The organism is Nonomuraea sp. NBC_00507 (assembly GCF_036013525.1).
GTDB lineage: Bacteria > Actinomycetota > Actinomycetes > Streptosporangiales > Streptosporangiaceae > Nonomuraea.
Genome location: NZ_CP107853.1, coordinates 2,297,273 through 2,315,131, shown reverse-complemented (window position 1 = coordinate 2,315,131; position 17,859 = coordinate 2,297,273). Strand labels below are relative to the sequence as shown.

The following is a 17,859-nucleotide window of genomic DNA, read 5'->3' as shown; positions in this document are numbered from 1 at the left end:
GTCAGATATTCAGACACGCGATCTATGTCCGGGTCAGTGCACCCGAAACCGACCGCACGCCGATGGAGCCCGGCTCGGCCCCATCAGCCGAGACCCAGCCGGTGGGAGATCGCCGCAGCCTCCGATCGGTTTGCGGCGCCGAGCTTGGCGAGGATGTTGGACACGTGCACGCTCGCGGTCTTGTCGCTGATGAACAGCGCCTGGGCGATCTGCCGATTGGTACGGCCGGTGGCCACCAATTTCAGCACGTCACGTTCGCGCGGAGTGAGCCCGAACCGGTCACCGGGCTCCGCGGACCGCCCGCTCGGCTCCGGTGCCTCCTCCGAGCTCGTCAGGTCGATGCGGGCCCGGCGGGCCAGGGCGCTGATCTCCTCGGCGAGCAGCCGGGCCCCGAGATCCCGTGCCACGGTCCAGCCCTCGATGAGATCGGCGGCCACAGCCTCGCGGGAGGCGCCGGCGGACAGCAACGCCTCGCCGTACCGCCACCGCGCGTACCCGATCTCGAACGGACACTTGAGCCCCTGCCAGGCGGCCAGCGCCGCGGCCCAGCGCCGCGGGTCGCTCGCTCCCTCGATCCTGCTCCACTCGGCTTCGGCACTCATCAGCCTGGCCTCCACCAGGGGGATGGACACGTGAGCCGCGGCCGTACGGGCACGTTCCAGCAGAACACGGCCGATCCGGCGGGCCTGGCCGACTTCGTGGGCGTCCCGCTGGGCGACCGCCCGTTCGGCGATCGCCGCTTCGACCGTCAGGCCGATGTGGCTCATCTCGATGGTCAGCGAGCCCTCGTCGCTGTCGCCGAGCAGACGCAGCCCCTCGGCCACGGCCTCCCTGGCCTCCTCCAGCCTGCCGTCCCACATGGCGACGGCGGCCATACGGCCGAACTGCGGGGCGGCGTACTGGGGATCCAGGGAGAACGGCGTGCTCTTCAGCACCGCGGCCAGGTCCTCCCAGGCCGCGGCCAGGTCGCCTCGATGCAGGAGATACAGGGCCCGGGCCTGAAGCGGCGCGGCGTCGAGGAAACCGGTCGGCGAGTCGAACTCGGCGAACTCCTCCTCCAGCAGCGACAGCGCCTCCTCCCCGCGGCCCAGGAAGATCAGCGACTCGGCGGCGTCCGCCAGCGCCGACCGCCCGTACATGCGAACCAGCCCGAAGCGGGCGGCCAGCCGGTACGCCTCAAGACTGAGCTTCGCGGCCTCCTCCCACCGACCGTAGGCCCACAAGGCGTATCCGTGGTTCACACGGGCCCGGCACATGTCGTCGGTGTTGCCGACCTCCTCGGCGATCCGGAACGCGTCCTCGAAATACGCACCGGCCACGTCCAGCCGCCCCAGGAACGACAGCGCCGCCGCCAGGCTGTTGAGCGCGTTCCCCTCGACCGCCCGCGCGTTGACCTGACGGGCCATGGCGATCGCGTCCTCACAGCATTCCCGTGCTTCCGCGTGGCGGTTCATCAGCAAGAGCATGTGCCCGCGCGCGGCCAGCGTACGAGCGCGTTCCCGGGAGGGCGGCTCGGCGGGCACCGCGGCCACCGCTCGCTCGATCGTCTCCAGCGCACGCGCGCTGTCACCGGCCGCCCAGTGATAGCGCGCCAGCCGCTCCAGGAGCACCCCGGTGCGCAGCGGCCGGCGCCCGGCCTCCGTCCCGTCCATCGCGACCTCGGCCAGCGCGACCTCCGCCAGCGCGATCGCACGATCGTGCTCGCCGAGCAGGAAGGCCGCCTGCGCGGCCCGCCGCAGCACCGTCACCCGGTCCAGCGGGCTCTGGGCCGCCGCCTGCGGCACCTGCGCCCACAGCTCCAGCGCCCGCTCGTAGTGCTGGAGCGCCTCGGCCAGCGCGTACGTGGCCTCCGCCGCCTGACCCGCGCCTACGCAGGCCAGCAGCGCGGCGCCGAGATCGTGGGCGGCATACCAGTGATACGCCAACTGCCCCAGCTCCGCGGCGGTCGCGGAACCGGCGCGCTTGTCGATCCGGTCCGACAGAGCCCGTGCGTAGGCGGCATGTAACGGTCCACGTTCGACCGGCAGCAGGTCATCGTAGACGGCCTCCTGTACGAGCGCGTGCCGGAACGCGTAGGACTCGCTGCCCTCCTCGGCCGACAGCACATGATGGGCGACCGCCTCACGCAGCACCCCGACCAGCTGCGCCACCGGCTGAGCCGACACCGCGGCGAGCACGTTGTGGTCGACCCGCCGGCCGGCCACCGCGGCCACCCGCAGCACCTGCTGAACCGGCTCGGACAGCGCCTCCACCCGGGCCAGCACCACATCGCGCAGCGCGGCGGGCATCGCCGTCCCCTCGCGGCTGGCGGCCAGCAGCTCCTCCACGAAGAAGGGGTTGCCCCCGGACCGAGCGCGGATCTCGGTCACCAGCTTCGCCGAAGGACGCTCGCCGGTGATCCCGGCGAGCAGGTCCGCTACCTCCCGGCGGCCGAAAGCTCCGACTTCCAGCCGCTCGGCGCGGCTGTTTCGCCCCAGTTCGGCAAGGAAGGGGCGCAACGGGTGGCGGCGGTGGAGATCGTCGCTCCGGTACGTCAGCACCATGCAGACTCCGGCGCGTACGTTCCGGATCAGGAACCCGAGCAGATCGCGAGTCGACTGGTCGGCCCAGTGCAGATCCTCGACGACCAGCAGCACCGGCCGCCGTTCTGCCAGCCGGTGCAGCACACCCAGCAGCAGCTCGAACAGCCGCGCCGGGGCCACCGGATCCGCGCCGGCCACCGGCTCGCCCAGCTCGGGCACCAGCCGTGCCAGCTCGGCCCTCGACCCACCAAGAACCCGCCCCAGCTCCTCCGCGTCCAGCATCCCGCCCAGCGACCGCGCCGCCTCGACGACCGGGGCATAGGCGAGCACCCCGTCGCCGACGTCCAGGCAGCCGCCCACGAGCGTGACCGCACCGGCCTCCCGGGCCTGGCCGATCAGTTCGGCCAGCAGCCGGGTCTTGCCGACCCCCGCCTCGCCGGCCACCATCACCGTCGAGGGCTCACCCGCGACCGCCCGCTCCAGGGCCGCCGCCAATCGGGTGATCTCCGCGACCCGTCCCACGAAGACAGGACTCGACAACCGCTCCGCCATGGGCTCGATCATCGCTTAAGTTCCTTTGTGAACCAATACGTGACGGCCCACCTGGCCACGTGGTTTCACGCGCGCCCTCTCGCCCGAACTGCCTGCCTGCACCCGGCCGGGGTGTCCAAGGACCGGCACCCCGGCCGGCGCGCTCGCGAAACCCCCAGTCGCTTACGCGTCGCCCTGGCTCGTGTAGATGCGCTTCCACTTGCCGCAGAGGTGCCTGCCGCGGTAGGCGTCGGTGAAGCAGACCCTCAAGTCCGCCGTGTTGGCCCCGAACTCGGAGAAGCGGAAGTCCCTGTACCCGCTACCGCAGTGCTTGGCGGAGTAGTACTGGGGCTCACGGTCGTCGGGCTGGAAGTTGTCGTACCTGACCTGCACGTAGCCGCACAGGCGCTGCGGCGAGCGCTTGTCGTAGAGCTTGCCGCCGACGACGATCCGGCCGTTGCCGTCCACGTACGACCTGGCGCGGGCGTAGGCGTGACCGCCCTCGTAGGACTTCGAGTAATAGAAGCCCCAGGGGCCGGCGTCGAAGGACTGGGACTGGGAAGCGGTTTCCAGATGCCTGGCTTCGGAGGCGTTCGCGGCTGTGGCGGCGGCCGGCACGCCGATGGCTATGACGGCGGTGGCGGCGGCCAGACCTAGCAGCTGGTGGATCGAGCGTCGCATGATGTTTTCCCCTGTGTTGAAGGCCCCCGGTAACTCTGTCCCCCCGGGGCGATGTCCTCAGAATCCGGCTAAGAGGTGTGAGCACACATGGGGAGAAATCCTTAGAACGGTCCATGGCGACGCACTATCTTCCGGCCGGCACCGCCGCCACGCTTACGGCCAGCAGCCACGCCGCCAGGTAGGCGAACGCAGCGTCCTGCATCATCACGTCGAACCGGTGACCACCGTCGAAGAACTCGCCGACATAGGCGTGTGGCGACCCGGCCTGCTGATAGCGCTGGGCCAGGCGCTCATCGGCGGCACGATCGCCCTGGTCACAGCCGCGAGCGGCAGGCATATCCCGCAAGAGGAGCGCCGCAGGCAGCGAAAAACCTACTTTCTCTCTAGAACGAGGCGGGATGCTGGGCTTGCCGGGCCGGACAGATGCTACTTCTCATAGTGATAGCGACAGGCGGCGATCATGATGGTGTCGTCGTTGACGCGGTAGACGAGCCGGGGTTCTGAGGTGATACGCCGGGACCAGTAGCCGGACCATTCGTACTTCAGCGGCTCTGGTTTGCCGATGCCTTCGTTCCCGTTTCGGGCTATGTCGGCGATCAGCTGGTTGATCCTTTTGAGGATGCGTCGATCTTCTCGCTGCCAGTAGCAGTAGTCCTCCCAGGCGAGTTCGTCGAAAAGGATCTTCACGAGGTGGCGTCCTCATCGGCCAGTTCGCGGACGGTGCCGCCTCCGGCCTCCAGACGGGCGACCGCCTCTGACAGCCGTCTGCGGTTGACGGGAGAGGCCATCAGGTAGAGCGTCTCGCGCATCGATTCGTATTCGCGCTGCGACACCATGACGACGCCTTCTCCGCCGGGGCGGGTGATGAGGACCTCTTCCTGGTCGTCGATGACGGCGTCGAGGGTGGCGGCGTAGTTGGCCCGCGATTCGGACATGGTCATCACCTTCATGCCATCAGTGTACATCATGATGTACATCGAGGTGCGGCGGTGGATCCGCACACGGGTACGCGCAAACATCAAGCTGTTGCATCAAGATGCGAATGGCTGCAGGTTCTTGTGACGAAAGCTCCACACTTCCGCTTCCGCCCGAGAGGTAGAGGCAGAAGAGTGGCGACGTTACTGACAGTGGAGATCAAAAGCCCCGAACGATGATCCGTCCGGGGCGTTTTTGGCTGTTCAGGTGAGGTGGTCAGAGGCGGCGCCTCACACCATGATCACGAACTTCTGAACGACTGCGGCGAAGTACGGCCGGTAGACGCGGGCGCGGATTAGCTCACGTGATGCCCTGACTGCTTGAACCGCCCCGGGAGACTGCGGCGAGGAAACCGCCGACGAACGCATCGCCGAGCCCGATGGTCGTGGGTGCGGCAACGTCAAGATCGAAGCCAGGCAGGCAACGAACAACCCTGCCCATCCGGCCTTCCAGAGCCGCGGCGAACTCCACCGCCTCCGTTCGCCTCGGCCGGTTCCGCATGAGTTCGTAGTGGTGGTCGGTGTACTCATCTCCATGGCAGTAGCGGGTGCTGGCGATCACGATGCCCTCGTTCAGTGGCTCTGCGTACTCGCCGGCTCTCTCGCCGAATGCTGCCGACCAATACTTGGTATGCACAACCAGGGTTGTCACGGGGATGAGAGCTTGCAGCGATTCGAGGGCGCGCGCCACCTCCGTCACGGAGAGCAAGTTGACGGCATAGCCCAGGTGCGACTGCATCTCGTCTTCGTTCAGTCCGTAGATGTCGATGACTTCCACGAGTGCGTCGCGGACCCGTTGGCTGAGGCCTGGCTCGTGGAATCCGGCATCCTCGTAGTAGACGACCGCCTCGGCCGGAAGTTGTCGCATGTGACTTCTCAGCGTGGACAGACGCCGGTCAAGAGTTCTCTGGTCCCGTACCGCGTTGAATCCCGAGATCAGAAAGACCCGTGCGTCTCGAAGCAACGAGCCCAGTGCACCACTCAGCATCATGGACTCGTTCGCCGGGTCGTTGACGTAGATCAATCTGTTCGGAAACGGCGCACGGATGTCGATGTCACCTGCTCGAACCAGCATGTCCTGGTCGTACTGCACGATCAGGTGTGGATAGAGGGTGTCCTGGTCGCCGCTACAGATGTAGTCGCAGCTTGCCGGCAGCAGTCGGCGGACGATGTCGTTGAGACTGACCAGGTGCAGGGTGGATGGTACGCCGAGCCGGCTCATCTCCATCGCCGCTCGAACGGAGGTTCCACCCAGAGTTGTTCGCTTGGGGAACCGCGCTGCGAATGCGCTCAGGCATTCGGAGGAGGCGACGAAGTGCTCGCCCCCTCCGCCTTTTTTGAGGTAGGTGAGAATCGAAATGACGAGTTCGCGCTCGTTGGTCACGGTGACCGATGAAGTCAGCTCGGCATTGTGGATCTTGTACTCGCCGACAAGTTGCTCCAAGAGCAGCGAGGACAGCTTGAGTTCGTAGTCGACGCATCCCCCCAAGCCCAGGACTACATGACTGGTCATATCAGTACAGAGATGCCTTGCCGGCCGCTTCGAAGAGGTCAATCTTCTGCCCGGCCACCGCCTTCATCGCATCGATGCACGGCGGCTGTATGGAGAGCGGTTCACGCAGGCTCTCATCGGCCAGGACTTCGCGCATCTTCATGTGGTAGGCCAGCTTGATGTCACTGGAGATATTAATCTTGTTAATACCGAGCTTGACCGATTGCGCAATCTCTTCGTCAGGATTGCCCGAGCCGCCGTGCAGCACGAGTGGGATCTTGACCCGATCCTTGATTTCCTTCAGCAGGTCGAGCTTGAGCTCCGGCTTCAGGGTCTTCGGGTAAATGCCGTGATAGGTGCCGATGGCCACGGCGAGACTGTCCACCCCCGTTGCCTGCACGAAGGTCACGGCGTCCGCCGGGTCAGTGTAGATGATCGCGTCGCTGCCGTCTTCGGCCTCGCCGTCGGTCTTGCCGATCGTCCCCAGCTCCGCCTCGACCGACACGCCGACCGCGTGCGCGGTATCAGCGACCTTCTTGGAGATCGCGATGTTGTCCTCGAAGGACTGCATCGAGGCATCGATCATCACCGAGGTGAAGCCGATCCGGATCGCGGTCAGCATCTCCCGATAGGTCGCGCCGTGGTCCCAGTGAATCGCGATCGGCACGGACGAGCGATGGGCTCGTTGGGTCATCGCGGCGATCACGTCCACTCCGATGTGCCGTACCTCGTCGGGATGGATCCCGATGAAAAGCGGCGCGTTCCTCTCCTCGCTGATGTCCACGATGCCGTTGAACATGGCGTAGTCGCTGATGTTGAAGGCGGGCACGGCGAAGTTTCTTTCATTCGCGACAGCCAAGAGCACCTTGCCGGTCGTCAGCATTGCCGTATTTCTCCTTCTGGGTAGTGGATTATCGCTCGGAACGAGGACGATGTGTCAGGCCTTGACTGCGCCGGAGGTGAGGCCGCCGATGAACCGCCGCTGGAAGAGGAGGAACAACACGAGCACCGGGATGGACCCCAGGATGCTCATGGCCATCATCTGATTCCACTCGTAGGAGTGCTGGCCCATCAGGAGCTGGATGCCGATGGGAACGGTTCGCATGTCGTCGGTACGAGTGAGGGTCAGAGCGAACAGGTACTCGTTCCACGAGATCATGAAGGTGTAGACGCCGACGGCGACCAGCCCAGGAACCGAAATGGGCACCAGGATCCGCCAGAGAGCCGTCCAGCTGGACGCCCCGTCCACCTTGACGGACTCATCCAATTCCCGTGGCAGGGTGTTGAAGTACGCGGTCATCATGATGATCGCATAGGGCAAGGTGAACACCATGTGCGTGAGGATCAGCCCCGGATAAGTATTATAAAGGCCGAGCGCCACCACGAGACCAAAGTAGGGAATGACGAGCGTGATGGGCGGCACGGCCTGAACAGTGACGATCACGGCATTGATTGATCGCTTCAGCGGGAAGTTGTAGCGGCTGAATCCATACGCCGCCAGGATTGCCACGAACAATGTCAAGACCGTCACCGAAATCGCGACGATGTAACTGTTGATGAAAAACCTCAACTGCGTCTCGTCGCCCAGGATCTTTCCGTAGGCGTCGAACGAGAAGTTCTCGGTGATCAGCCGCGGCGGAACCTGGAAAACTTCCCCATTGGTCTTGAACGACGTCGACAGCATCCACACGACTGGAAGGCCGGCGAAGGCCGCGCCGATGCACAAGCCTGCGAGCACGGCGATCTTCGCGCCGACGCGCTGCCTTTTGCGGGTGAGCACGGGTGATCACCTCTCCTTTTGCAGGCGAACGTAGAAGAAGGCCAGAATCATCGTGAGCAGCAGGACGATGACGGCGGCGGCGGACGCGGTGGCGAACTCGTAACTGCTGAAGGCTTGCTTGTAGGTGTAGGTGCTGAGCATCTCGGTGACATTGAGCGGGCCACCACCGGTAGTCATCCAGATGAGGGCGAACTGCTGAGAGGTCCAGATGAGGTCGAGCACGGCCATGCTGAGGAGTACCGGTTTCAGCTGTGGAATCGTCACATTGCGAAACTGGCGGAAAGTGCTTGCGCCGTCCACGGAGGCCGCTTCGTACAGAACGGGCGAGATCCCCTGCAACCCGGCGAGGATGCTGATCATGAAGAAGGGGAAGCCGGCCCAGATGTTGATGAATGTCAATGCCCAGAGCGCCATGTTCGGGTCGGAGAGCCAGCTCACTTCCTCTCGCATCACGCCGATCGTGCTCAGGATGTGGTTGACCACACCGGACGGGTCCAGCATGAGCCGCCAGATGACCGCGATCACGGCGACCGTGAACAGCCAGGGCAGGATGTAGACAATGCGGAAGATGGCTTTCGTCACTCCGCTCAGCAACGGCGTGTTGAGCATCGTCGCGAAGGCCAGCCCAAGGCCGAGGTGAGCGACAGTGCTCACGGTGATGAAGATGAACGTGTTCTTCAGCGCTGCCAGGAAATCAGGATCGGTGAGCACCGTGGTGTAGTTGGCGAGGCCGGCGAAGACCGGATTCTGCTCGACGATCACGTTGTCCTTGAACGAATAGCTGACCACCATCGCGATGGGTATGATCATCAGAACAAAGATCAATATCAGCGTCGGCGAGAGATAGCCGTACGGGACGACACGCTGCACGGGGAAGGGCCGCGTCCTTCTCCTTCCGTCCGTGGAGGATTCCGATGCCGATTTTGCGGCTCCCGGGGAGGCCGCGGGATCGAGTTTCGCGGTTTCCATCGATGTCTCCTTGGTTCGGGGCCGCGCCGCACGGTCGGCGCGGCCCACGAAGTACGGAAGGTCAGAGCACCGGCGTCCAGGCCTGTTGCGCATTGTTGAGGGCGTCGTCGACACCTTGCTTGCCGGTGAGCACGAGCTGCAGTTGCTCATCGAAGCTGCGCATCAGGTCTTCGGACTTCGGCAACCCCACGAACTCGTTGGCGGGATATCCCGCCTTGTAGATGTCGAAGGCCGTCTTGAACAGCGGGTCACTCTTGCTGAAGTCCGGCTCGGCCGTCTTGTTGCCAGGAAAGCCGTTCGCCAACGTGCTCAGCTGCGCATTCGCCTGCTTGTTCATCAAGAACTGGACCAGCTTGAACGCCTCGGTCTTGTGTTCCGAGGACTCGGCGACGCCGATGCCCCAGGACGCGTACGGGATGCCGCGCTTGCCGGTGTAGCTGTCCTCGGCCGGGACCGGCACCACCGTGAAGTCCAACTCGGGATTGTTCTTCTTGATCAGCGTGATGTGGGCCAAGGAATCGATCACCATGCCGACCTGACCGGTGGAGAACTTTTCGACCTTGTCCTGCTCTTTCATGGTGAGTGCTCCGGGCGAGATGACGCCCGCGTCGTTCAAGCTCTTGACGTACTCCACGGTGCTCTTGACGCCTTGGCCGGTCAGATCGGGCTTCCCGTCCTTGGTGAGCATGCTGCCGCCCGATGCCCACAGCCATGACATCACGTCATTCTGGACGCCGTTGGGAACAGCGGTGTCGAGTGGCAGGGCCCAGCCTTTGACGTTGCCGCCAAGTGCGCTGATCTTCTTGGCCGCCTCCAAGAACTCCGTGCGCGTGCTCGGAGGCGTCTTGAGCCCCGCCTTCGAGAGCAGATCGTTGTTGACGAACAGGGGGTAGACGAAGTTCACGACGGGGATCATGTAGGTCTTCCCCTTGACCTGTATCTGGCTCGCGAGCTGGCTTGAGTCGTACTTCGCAGCTGCCATGAGCTCGGACAGGTCAGCGATGGCACCCTGCTTGGCGAAGTCGCTCACCCATGCACCGTCGAGGCCCACAACATCAGGCAGCGTCCTCGACGCCGCTCCGGACACCAACTGCTGCTTCGTGGACGCGTACGGACCACTCAACAGCTTGACCTTGATGGTCGGGTTCTGCGCGGTGAATTCCGACATGAGCTTGTCGAACGATCCCGTTGGCAGCTCCGGCGCCCACCACTGCGCAAACTCCAGCGTGATGGTCCCGTCCCCGCTTGATCCCGCGCTTGATCCCGAGTTAGAACCACACCCCACGACCGTGGCGCCGATCACCGCCACCGCCATCACCCTGAGCAGTCGCCTCGTCCGGCCCTGCAACCGGGTGCTGCCTCCGGTCATCGCGACCTCCTTGCTGTGCAGGTGTTACCGCTCTTTGCCGATTTCCGCCACATTAACAACGCATCACACGATCCTACAAGACCTAGTACCGCAGAATCCGGCTATAAACCGCACAGTTCGGCACACAACAGAAGAGGTGTGCTAGCGGAGGAGACCTCTACCCGCCAGACTTCCTGACGTGGCAGCATCTTGCCCGGAAGGAGCAGTGTTATGCGGTAGTCTGCAGTTCTAGGCTGGTGTTACTCCTCTGTTGCGTTGATCTGTAGCGCAACTACCGCAGAGATGGGAGGGTCAGTGACTCTTGACGAAGAGGATCGGCAGCGTCGTCTACCTGCAGGACGTAAAGCCCAACTGGCGGCATACGTCGCAGAGGCCGGGCAGGTCACGGTCAGCGCACTCGCAGAGCGCTTCGGCGTCTCCATCGACACGATCCGGCGGGACTTGGACCAGCTCAGCGCCGACGGCGTCTTGGTCCGCACCTATGGCGGAGCGGTCAGTCAGTCGACCCTTTCCCGGGTCGACCGGGCCGTGGACGTGCGGCTCAAGATGGAAGAACGCGAGAAGGAGAAGATTGCAGTACTTGCCGCGTCGCTGGTCAAAGATGGGTCAACCGTCATGATGAACGGCGGTACGACCACGCTTGCCGTGGCCCGGAACCTGCGCGACCATCGAGACCTGACAGTGGTGACGAACAGTCTGCTCGTGCCCCCGGCGCTGTCGCCCTCAGCCGTCCGCGACGTGTACTTCTTCGGCGGCGCAGTCCGCACTCTCACGCTGACCACCATCGGCCCCGTCAGCTTCCAGGCGTCCGACGGAAGCGAGCTGGACATCAGCTGCGATCTGGCGTTGATCGGGGTCGGCGCCGTTTCAGCGGCCGCCGGGTACACGACGAGCAACCTCGCCGAGGCGGCGATGATGCGAGAGATGATCTCTCGGGCGGCGCGCGTGGCGATCCTGGCTGACTCGTCCAAGTTCGGTCGCCGGCTCTTCGCCCAGGTGTCCGAACTCGGGGGCGCCGACTACCTCGTCACAGACTCCACCCCGCCGCTTGATCTTTTGGACGCACTGACGGAGAACGAGGTAGAACTGATCACGCCGGAAACCGTCGAAGACGCCTCTGAAGGCAATCAAGATCCCCAGTAGTTCGGGTGACGACCAGGTGGTGGCCTGTCCGGGTGCCGATTGGTGTCATGGCCGGTCAGTTCGCGGCAGCCGAGAACACCGCCCGCCTGGTCCTGACCACTGCCCGGAAGCTCCAGAAATGACCGGATGACTCGCGTGACTCACAACATCACTGGCCGTTCCCCGTGACAGGAGAACGGCCAGTTAAGGACCGCAGGCAGTCGTCCAGCGCATCGAGATTCCGGCCGAAGTAGCCGCCAGGCCCGTTGATCGCCTCTCCCATCGCCAGGTAGAAGGCGGCCTCATCAGTGATGTGGGGGGCGAACTGTCCGAAGCGCCCTGGGCAACACCGTGCCGTGATCCGGATGCTTCGCCGCAGGCCAAGGAGGTAACCACACGAACATCAGCCTGCCATGGACGGGTCCAGCAGCAGGGGCGGCGACGCTGTTGTCAGTGTTGTTGTCACAGACACAAAAACGCCCCGGAGCGATCTTCGCTTCGGGGCATCTTGGTTGGTCAGTTGCTGTGGTCAGGGGCGGGGTCGAACCGCCGACCTTCCGCTTTTCAGGCGGACGCTCGTACCAACTGAGCTACCTGACCCAGAGCGGTCCTGACGGGACTTGAACCCGCGACCTCCACCTTGACAGGGTGGCGAGCACTCCAAACTGCTCTACAGGACCTTGCGTTTCGTGCTGTTTGCGCTCGCTTAGCTTACCAGCTCTGCGGTGGTCTTCGACCAGCCGTTTCGCGGTGCGCTAGGCGCTCGCAGTGCCCCCAACGGGATTCGAACCCGTGCCGCCGCCTTGAAAGGGCGGTGTCCTAGGCCGCTAGACGATGGGGGCTCAGGATTCCCTGCCGCCTTCCGTCGGAGACCTCTGAAGCATAGGGGACGATTGCCCCTGATGCCAAAGTGGTGGACCGGCGTTCGGCGATGGCGTGCCGCTGACCGATCCCGTTGGCGACGGGGCGTTCGTTGGCTCTGGGGAAATCATACGATGTGGGTCGGGCTCCACGTGACGCTGGATGTACACCGACTGCTCCCCCAGCCCGCCCAGCGTGATGTCGTCCCACGCCTGCAGACGTTTGGTCTCCTTGTCGAAGTATAGAACCGAGGCCTGGACCGGGGTGGGCTGGGCGTGTTCGAGGGCGCGCAGGCCGGCGCCCCCGGTGGAGCCCTGGATGAGCATGCGGGTGCCGGACGGCAGCATGGTCGTCTTACGTTCATGGGTGTGGCCGGCGAGGATCATGGGCGCGGCGCCGCTGAAGCCCTTGCCGACGTCCGGGTCGTGTACGGCCACCACGTCGGCCTTGCCGACCTTGGCGAGGTGAGCGCGGGCGAATCGCAGCAGAGTCGCCGGGCTCGAGTCGACGGGCACCGACAGGTCAGGGGTGAAGCGGGGATCGCCCAGGCCGTAGATGGCCAGGCCGGCCACTGTTTGGGTCTTGTTGTCCAGGACCACGGCGTTCTTCTGCTTCTCGACCGCTTTCTGGGTGGTCATGGAGTCGTGGTTGCCGCGTACGTACACGTACGGGACCCCGAGGCGGCCGATCTCGTCGAGGAACTTGTTCTCAGCCTTGGTGCCATGGTCGGAAATATCGCCCGAGTCGATGATCAGGTCCACGGCGAACTGGTCCTTGAGCGAGCGGATGACGTTCCAGGCGATCGGGTTGATGTGGATATCGGAGACATGGAGGACCCGGATGGATCTAGGGTCGGCGTCGTACAGGGGGAGGGTGGAGACCGTGTCGTAGAGCTTTGAGACGTTCGTCACAAGTTTGGTGAGCTGGGACCGGTACGACTCGAAACGCGTCACGATCGCCTCCGCGCTGCCCACCAGAGACGGCGCGGCGGCGACCAGGCCCGAATAGCGGGGCTCCACGAGCGAGCTCGGGCGGAAGGTGAGCGCGGCGAGCGCGGCGGTCCCGGTGAGCGCCACCGAGGCCGCCAGGAGGCCCAGCAGGGCCACGCGCGGGCGTCTGAACACCATCAGGACCGCGAGCAGCGCCCCGGCGCCGGCGCACAGGAGCGAGCGGATGGCGAGGGCCCGCACGCCGTCCAGCAGATCGCTCTCGATGAGCTGGGGCAGTCGGTCGGCCAGGCGCGGATCCTCGATGAAGGCCCTTGCGCGCTGCTGGTCGATGTTCTCGAGCGTGATGCGCAGCCGCAGCGGCGCGTCGTGGGTGCGGAACGTGAGCGTGCCGAGCGGGCTGGCGTCCACGACCGTCTCGCCGTTCCAGGCCGGCCGGAGGGACATGCCGGTCTCGACGGGACCCACCTGAGCACGCACGGTGCCGCTGAAGAAGATCCCCAGCCACGCGCCCACGGCGGCCACGAGCAGCACGGCCGCCACCCTCGACGGCCTCGATCGAAGGATTGCCGTTGACTTGTGGAGGAACTTCATACAGTTTCTTGCTTACCTGACGGTCGGGGCAGAATGGCAGGTGTGATCGAGGTATCGCGGGAGAAGTTCGAGGAACTCGTGGCCGAAGCGCTGGACACGATTCCCGCTGACCTCGCAGCAGCCATGAGCAATGTCGTCGTCGTTGTGGTCGATGATCCGCCGGAGCCCCACCTGCTCGGCCTGTACACCGGTGTCCCCCTCACCGAACGCGGCGACTGGTACTCAGGAGTCCTGCCCGACCGCATCGAGATCTACCGCAATCCCATCTGCCAAATTTGCGATTCCGAGGACGACGTGATCGACGAGGTGCGCATTACGGTCGTGCACGAGGTCGGGCACCACTTCGGGATCGATGACGCAAGGCTCCACGAGCTGGGTTGGTAACCCTTTGCCTTGGGTTCGCTTCTTTGGGTTGCGGCTGACATAGTGATCAGGCACCTTAGGTGACATAGCGAACACCCTGAGTCAGGCACATCGGAGTCCAATGGGGGCCATGCGGGCGCGACGGGCGCCGGGACGGCATCGACGTGCGGACCTACACCAAGCCACGTATCGGGAAGTCATCGCCATCCGGGAGTTCCGGGCACTCTGGTATGGCCAGGGCCTGTCGCTCCTCGGCGACCAGCTCGCGCAGGTCGCGCTCGCCGTGCTGGTCTACAACCGCACGCACTCGGCCCTGGCCACGGCGAGCGTCTACGCGCTGACGTACCTTCCCTCGATCGTCGGCGGCCCGCTGCTGGCGGGCCTTGCGGACCGGTTCCCGCGCCGGGCCGTCATGTTGACCTGCGATCTGATGCGAGCAGGGCTGGTGGCCGTGATGGCGGTGCCCGGCATACCGTTCTGGGCGTTGTGCACGCTGGTGTTCCTCGTGGTGCTACTCAGCGCGCCGTTCTCGGCCGCGCGGGCGGCGTTGCTGCCGGAAATCCTGGCAGGCGACAGATACGTGATCGGCTCGGCCCTCCAGAACATGACGAACCAGGCCGTTCAGATGCTCGGTTTCGCGGCGGGCGGAGCGATGATCGCCACGATGGGCCCGTACCGGGCACTCGCCCTCGACGCGGCGACGTTCCTCGGCTCCGCGCTGATCCTGATCTCCGGCGTCCGCCGCCGGCGCGCCGCCCACGACGACGGCTCGAAGCCGTCCATGTGGACCATGACCGGGGCGGGAGCCAGGCTCGTCTTCGGGTCGAGGAAGCTGCGGACGCTCGTCCTGTTCGCCTGGCTGTGCGGCTTCTACGTGCTCCCCGAAGGCATCGCCGTGCCGTACGCGGCCAAGCTCTACACGGGCACCTTGCCGGTCCCCGTGATCACCGGGCTGCTCATGGCGGCCATGCCGACCGGGACGGTGGTGGGGGCGTTCCTTTTCAGCAGGTTCGTGTCACCGCCGGGGCGGCTGCGGCTCATGGGCTGGATGGCCATGCTGAGCTGCGCGCCCCTGGTCGTGACCGCGATGCGGCCGTCGCTGGCCGTGGTGCTGGCGGCGTGGTTTCTGTCGGGGATCGGTGGGGCGTACCAACTCGCGGCCAATGCCGCCTTCGTCCAGTCCGTTCCGCCCGAACGTCGCGCCCAGGCGTTCGGGATCGTGCAGTCGGGGCTGATGGCCGTACAGGGGATCGGGATCTTGGTGGGTGGGTTCGCGGCGGAGAGACTCGGTCCTGAGCCGGTGGTCGCGCTGGCCGGGATCACCGGGGTCACCTGCGCGGCCGCGCTCGCCATGGTCTGGACCGAGTCTCGGGGGGACAAGCCCGCCCGGGTGCCTGCCCGGGCCGTGGCCTCATCATGACTGGGGCTTGTGCTCGCCGCTCCAGTCGGTGCTCGTGCTGCGGTTCTGCGACTTGCTGATCAGGTCCTGCACGATCGAGGTGTCGCTGTGCTCGTCCGGCATGAGGAGCCAGCCGATCGCGTAGACACCCACGCCCAGGCCGCCGAACAGCGTCGCGATCGCCAGCGCGATGCGGATCATGTTCGCGTCGATGCCGACGTACTCCCCGATGCCGGAGCAGACGCCCGCGACGATCCGGCCCTTCTCGGTGCGGCGGAGTTTCTTGACGTTGTGCTCGTGGTATTCGCTCATGTCTCAAGACTGCCCGCGTACCCGGTGTTAGCACATCGGGATTCCCCCTGGTAGAACCCTGGTAACCCCTTACGTGTAAGGAGAGGATCCGCGATGGACGACCTGCTTCGCCTCGACGAGCGGCTCAACGCCGACCAGCGGCTGATCCGCGACACGGTCAGATCCTTCGTCTCCGACCGCATCCTGCCGCACGTCGGGGACTGGTTCGAGGAGGCCACCTTCCCGGCGCGCGACCTCGCGCCCGAGCTCGGCTCGCTCGGCCTGCTCGGCATGCACCTGCAGGGGTACGGCTGCGCCGGGACGGACGCGGTGTCGTACGGCGTGGCCTGCCGGGAGCTGGAGGCGGGCGATTCCGGGCTGCGTTCGTTCGTGTCCGTCCAGGGTTCGCTGGCCATGTTCCCGATCTGGCGGTACGGCTCGGATGAGCAGAAGGATGAGTGGCTGCCCCGGATGTCCGCCGGCGAGGCGATCGGCTGCTTCGGCCTGACGGAGCCGGACCATGGGTCCGATCCAGCCGGCATGCGGACGTACGCCAAGAAAGACGGATCCGACTGGATCCTGAACGGCAGCAAGATGTGGATCACCAACGGCTCGATCGCCGACGTGGCCGTGGTCTGGGCGCAGACCGACGAGGGCATCCGCGGCTTCGTCGTGCCGACCTCCACCCCCGGCTTCTCCGCCCCCGAGATCCACAAGAAGTTGTCCCTTCGCGCCTCCATCACCTCATCCCTCTACTTCGACGATGTGCGTCTGCCCGAGTCCGCTGTGCTTCCGGGGGTCGCCGGCTTGAAGGGGCCGCTGTCGTGCCTGTCGGAGGCCCGCTTCGGCATCGTCTGGGGCGTGGTGGGCGCCGCGCGCGCGTGCTTGGAGTCGGCCGTCGAGTACGCGAAGACGCGCGTTCAGTTCGACAAGCCGATCGGGGCGTTCCAGCTGACGCAGGAGAAACTGGCCTGGATGTACGTGGGGCTGGCCCAGGCCGGTCTTACCGCGCTGCATCTCGGGGAGCTCAAGGACGCGGGGCGGCTGGAGCCGCGGCAGATCAGCTTCGGCAAGCTGGCCAACGTACGGGCGGCGCTGGACATCGCCCGGCAGGCGCGGTCCATCTTGGGAGGGAACGGGATCACGCTGGAGTATCCGGTGATCAGGCACATGAACAACCTCGAGAGTGTCCTGACGTACGAAGGGACCCAGGAAATTCACACGCTGGTGCTCGGGGAGGCGCTCACCGGGATCGCCGCGTACCGTTGAGCCGGTTTTCCTCGATCCCGGATCTTCACCACGCGTGTGCGCCCGGGGTGTCTCGTTCGGCTCGGGCCCGCGTACCGGGTGGACCTGGACCTGGACGTCGGGTTCTGGTTCGGTCAGGAAACTGATGGCTGCGTCGATCCGTTACTGTGAGGGGCGGGAACCGCGTCGCGTACTGGGCGGTAATCTCTGTACCCTTGCTGTACGTGGGGGCGTTAGCTCAATTGGCAGAGCTGCGGACTTTTAATCCGTAGGTTCCGGGTTCGAGCCCCGGGCGCCCTACCACTCTCCACCTCGAATCGCGCTTCTGAGCTGGGGTTTCGCCTTGCGGTGGGCTGGGTGCCGGGTGCAGTCACAGGCCACCGGAAGCAGCCGTGTGCCGCCCTTCGCGGAATATACGCGGAATCGATCTTGACGCGTTTTCCCCTGGTCAGGGTAGGCATTCGGATGAGCTCTTCGGGGATTCCGCGACAACGACCAAGGACCCCGAGATGTCCCGGGGTCCTTTTGGTCAGGGGTCCTGTCACGCGGCATCAAGCGGCGGCGCGGCGCGTCACCGTACCCCCGGCCCTCCGCCCGCCCTCCGTCCGGGCGTGCGGCCTGGGGGCCGGTCCCGGACGGCGGCGGGACACCGGGCCGGGCACCGCACGCCAGCCCCGCCGTACGGACCGGACGCTCCGACCGGGGTCGCCGCGCCG

The 17,859-nt window shown here is 65.4% G+C and carries 17 protein-coding genes and 4 tRNA genes; 5 read left to right on the top strand and 16 right to left on the bottom strand.

Translation table 11 applies throughout. From position 1 onward, the window contains the following. Positions 1 to 83 precede the first annotated feature (83 nt). The 10 genes from OHA25_RS11775 to OHA25_RS11730 form a co-directional block, all read right to left on the bottom strand. Entirely contained in the window at positions 84 to 3,086 is a 3,003-nt protein-coding gene (locus OHA25_RS11775) for a helix-turn-helix transcriptional regulator (protein ID WP_327587600.1), read from the bottom strand. Between the two features lie 150 nt (positions 3,087 to 3,236). Next, the gene (locus OHA25_RS11770) at positions 3,237 to 3,734 is read right to left on the bottom strand and encodes a hypothetical protein (RefSeq protein ID WP_327587599.1); all 498 of its coding nucleotides are present in this window, start codon (positions 3,732 to 3,734) and stop codon (positions 3,237 to 3,239) included. 124 nt (positions 3,735 to 3,858) lie between these two features. Then, the gene (locus OHA25_RS11765; protein WP_327587598.1) at positions 3,859 to 4,071 is read right to left on the bottom strand and encodes a hypothetical protein; all 213 of its coding nucleotides are present in this window, start codon (positions 4,069 to 4,071) and stop codon (positions 3,859 to 3,861) included. An 89-nt stretch (positions 4,072 to 4,160) separates the two neighbouring features. Continuing rightward, positions 4,161 to 4,421, bottom strand: a complete 261-nt coding sequence (locus OHA25_RS11760) for a Txe/YoeB family addiction module toxin (protein ID WP_327587597.1) — start codon at positions 4,419 to 4,421, stop codon at positions 4,161 to 4,163. Then, positions 4,418 to 4,684 (bottom strand): type II toxin-antitoxin system Phd/YefM family antitoxin, encoded by a 267-nt coding sequence (locus OHA25_RS11755; protein ID WP_175589802.1) that lies wholly within the window; start codon positions 4,682 to 4,684, stop codon positions 4,418 to 4,420. The genes OHA25_RS11760 and OHA25_RS11755 overlap by 4 nt, the downstream gene beginning before the upstream one ends. A gap of 325 nt (positions 4,685 to 5,009) precedes the next feature. After that, positions 5,010 to 6,221, bottom strand: a complete 1,212-nt coding sequence (locus OHA25_RS11750; protein ID WP_327587596.1) for an ADP-dependent glucokinase/phosphofructokinase — start codon at positions 6,219 to 6,221, stop codon at positions 5,010 to 5,012. Between the two features lies 1 nt (position 6,222). Next, on the bottom strand, positions 6,223 to 7,083 hold the full coding sequence (locus tag OHA25_RS11745; protein ID WP_327587595.1) for a ketose-bisphosphate aldolase: 861 nt from the start codon (positions 7,081 to 7,083) through the stop codon (positions 6,223 to 6,225). A 54-nt stretch (positions 7,084 to 7,137) separates the two neighbouring features. Further along, positions 7,138 to 7,980: a carbohydrate ABC transporter permease gene (locus OHA25_RS11740; RefSeq protein ID WP_327587594.1), complete on the bottom strand. Its 843-nt coding sequence runs from the start codon at positions 7,978 to 7,980 to the stop codon at positions 7,138 to 7,140. A 6-nt stretch (positions 7,981 to 7,986) separates the two neighbouring features. Continuing rightward, positions 7,987 to 8,949: a carbohydrate ABC transporter permease gene (locus tag OHA25_RS11735; protein WP_327587593.1), complete on the bottom strand. Its 963-nt coding sequence runs from the start codon at positions 8,947 to 8,949 to the stop codon at positions 7,987 to 7,989. 61 nt (positions 8,950 to 9,010) lie between these two features. Beyond that, positions 9,011 to 10,318: an ABC transporter substrate-binding protein gene (locus OHA25_RS11730; RefSeq protein ID WP_327587592.1), complete on the bottom strand. Its 1,308-nt coding sequence runs from the start codon at positions 10,316 to 10,318 to the stop codon at positions 9,011 to 9,013. 294 nt (positions 10,319 to 10,612) lie between these two features. Here OHA25_RS11730 and OHA25_RS11725 point away from each other — a divergent pair, with 294 nt between their 5' ends. Beyond that, positions 10,613 to 11,461 (top strand): DeoR/GlpR family DNA-binding transcription regulator, encoded by an 849-nt coding sequence (locus OHA25_RS11725; protein ID WP_327587591.1) that lies wholly within the window; start codon positions 10,613 to 10,615, stop codon positions 11,459 to 11,461. A 148-nt stretch (positions 11,462 to 11,609) separates the two neighbouring features. On the opposite strand, the gene OHA25_RS11720 is transcribed toward OHA25_RS11725, so the two are convergent. The 5 genes from OHA25_RS11720 to OHA25_RS11700 form a co-directional block, all read right to left on the bottom strand. Continuing rightward, entirely contained in the window at positions 11,610 to 11,753 is a 144-nt protein-coding gene (locus OHA25_RS11720; protein ID WP_327590963.1) for a barstar family protein, read from the bottom strand. 213 nt (positions 11,754 to 11,966) lie between these two features. After that, positions 11,967 to 12,040 (bottom strand) — tRNA-Phe (locus tag OHA25_RS11715). 5 nt (positions 12,041 to 12,045) lie between these two features. Then, positions 12,046 to 12,120: transfer RNA gene (locus tag OHA25_RS11710), tRNA-Asp, on the bottom strand. A gap of 89 nt (positions 12,121 to 12,209) precedes the next feature. Further along, positions 12,210 to 12,282: transfer RNA gene (locus OHA25_RS11705), tRNA-Glu, on the bottom strand. Further along, positions 12,283 to 13,782, bottom strand: coding sequence for a metallophosphoesterase family protein (locus tag OHA25_RS11700; RefSeq protein WP_327587590.1), 1,500 nt, complete (start codon positions 13,780 to 13,782; stop codon positions 12,283 to 12,285). A gap of 93 nt (positions 13,783 to 13,875) precedes the next feature. Here OHA25_RS11700 and OHA25_RS11695 point away from each other — a divergent pair, with 93 nt between their 5' ends. Both OHA25_RS11695 and OHA25_RS11690 read left to right on the top strand, forming a co-directional pair. After that, on the top strand, positions 13,876 to 14,226 hold the full coding sequence (locus tag OHA25_RS11695) for a metallopeptidase family protein (protein WP_371825932.1): 351 nt from the start codon (positions 13,876 to 13,878) through the stop codon (positions 14,224 to 14,226). A 109-nt stretch (positions 14,227 to 14,335) separates the two neighbouring features. Next, complete coding sequence (locus OHA25_RS11690; protein WP_327587589.1) at positions 14,336 to 15,625, top strand: MFS transporter; 1,290 nt, start codon at positions 14,336 to 14,338, stop codon at positions 15,623 to 15,625. Here OHA25_RS11690 and OHA25_RS11685 read toward each other — a convergent pair. Then, on the bottom strand, positions 15,620 to 15,916 hold the full coding sequence (locus OHA25_RS11685) for a PspC domain-containing protein (RefSeq protein ID WP_327587588.1): 297 nt from the start codon (positions 15,914 to 15,916) through the stop codon (positions 15,620 to 15,622). The two genes, OHA25_RS11690 and OHA25_RS11685, sit on opposite strands and share 6 nt — an antisense overlap. 93 nt (positions 15,917 to 16,009) lie before the next feature. Here OHA25_RS11685 and OHA25_RS11680 point away from each other — a divergent pair, with 93 nt between their 5' ends. Continuing rightward, positions 16,010 to 17,164: an acyl-CoA dehydrogenase family protein gene (locus tag OHA25_RS11680; protein ID WP_327587587.1), complete on the top strand. Its 1,155-nt coding sequence runs from the start codon at positions 16,010 to 16,012 to the stop codon at positions 17,162 to 17,164. 206 nt (positions 17,165 to 17,370) lie between these two features. Further along, positions 17,371 to 17,446, top strand: a tRNA-Lys gene (locus tag OHA25_RS11675). The last annotated feature ends 413 nt before the right edge of the window (positions 17,447 to 17,859 follow it).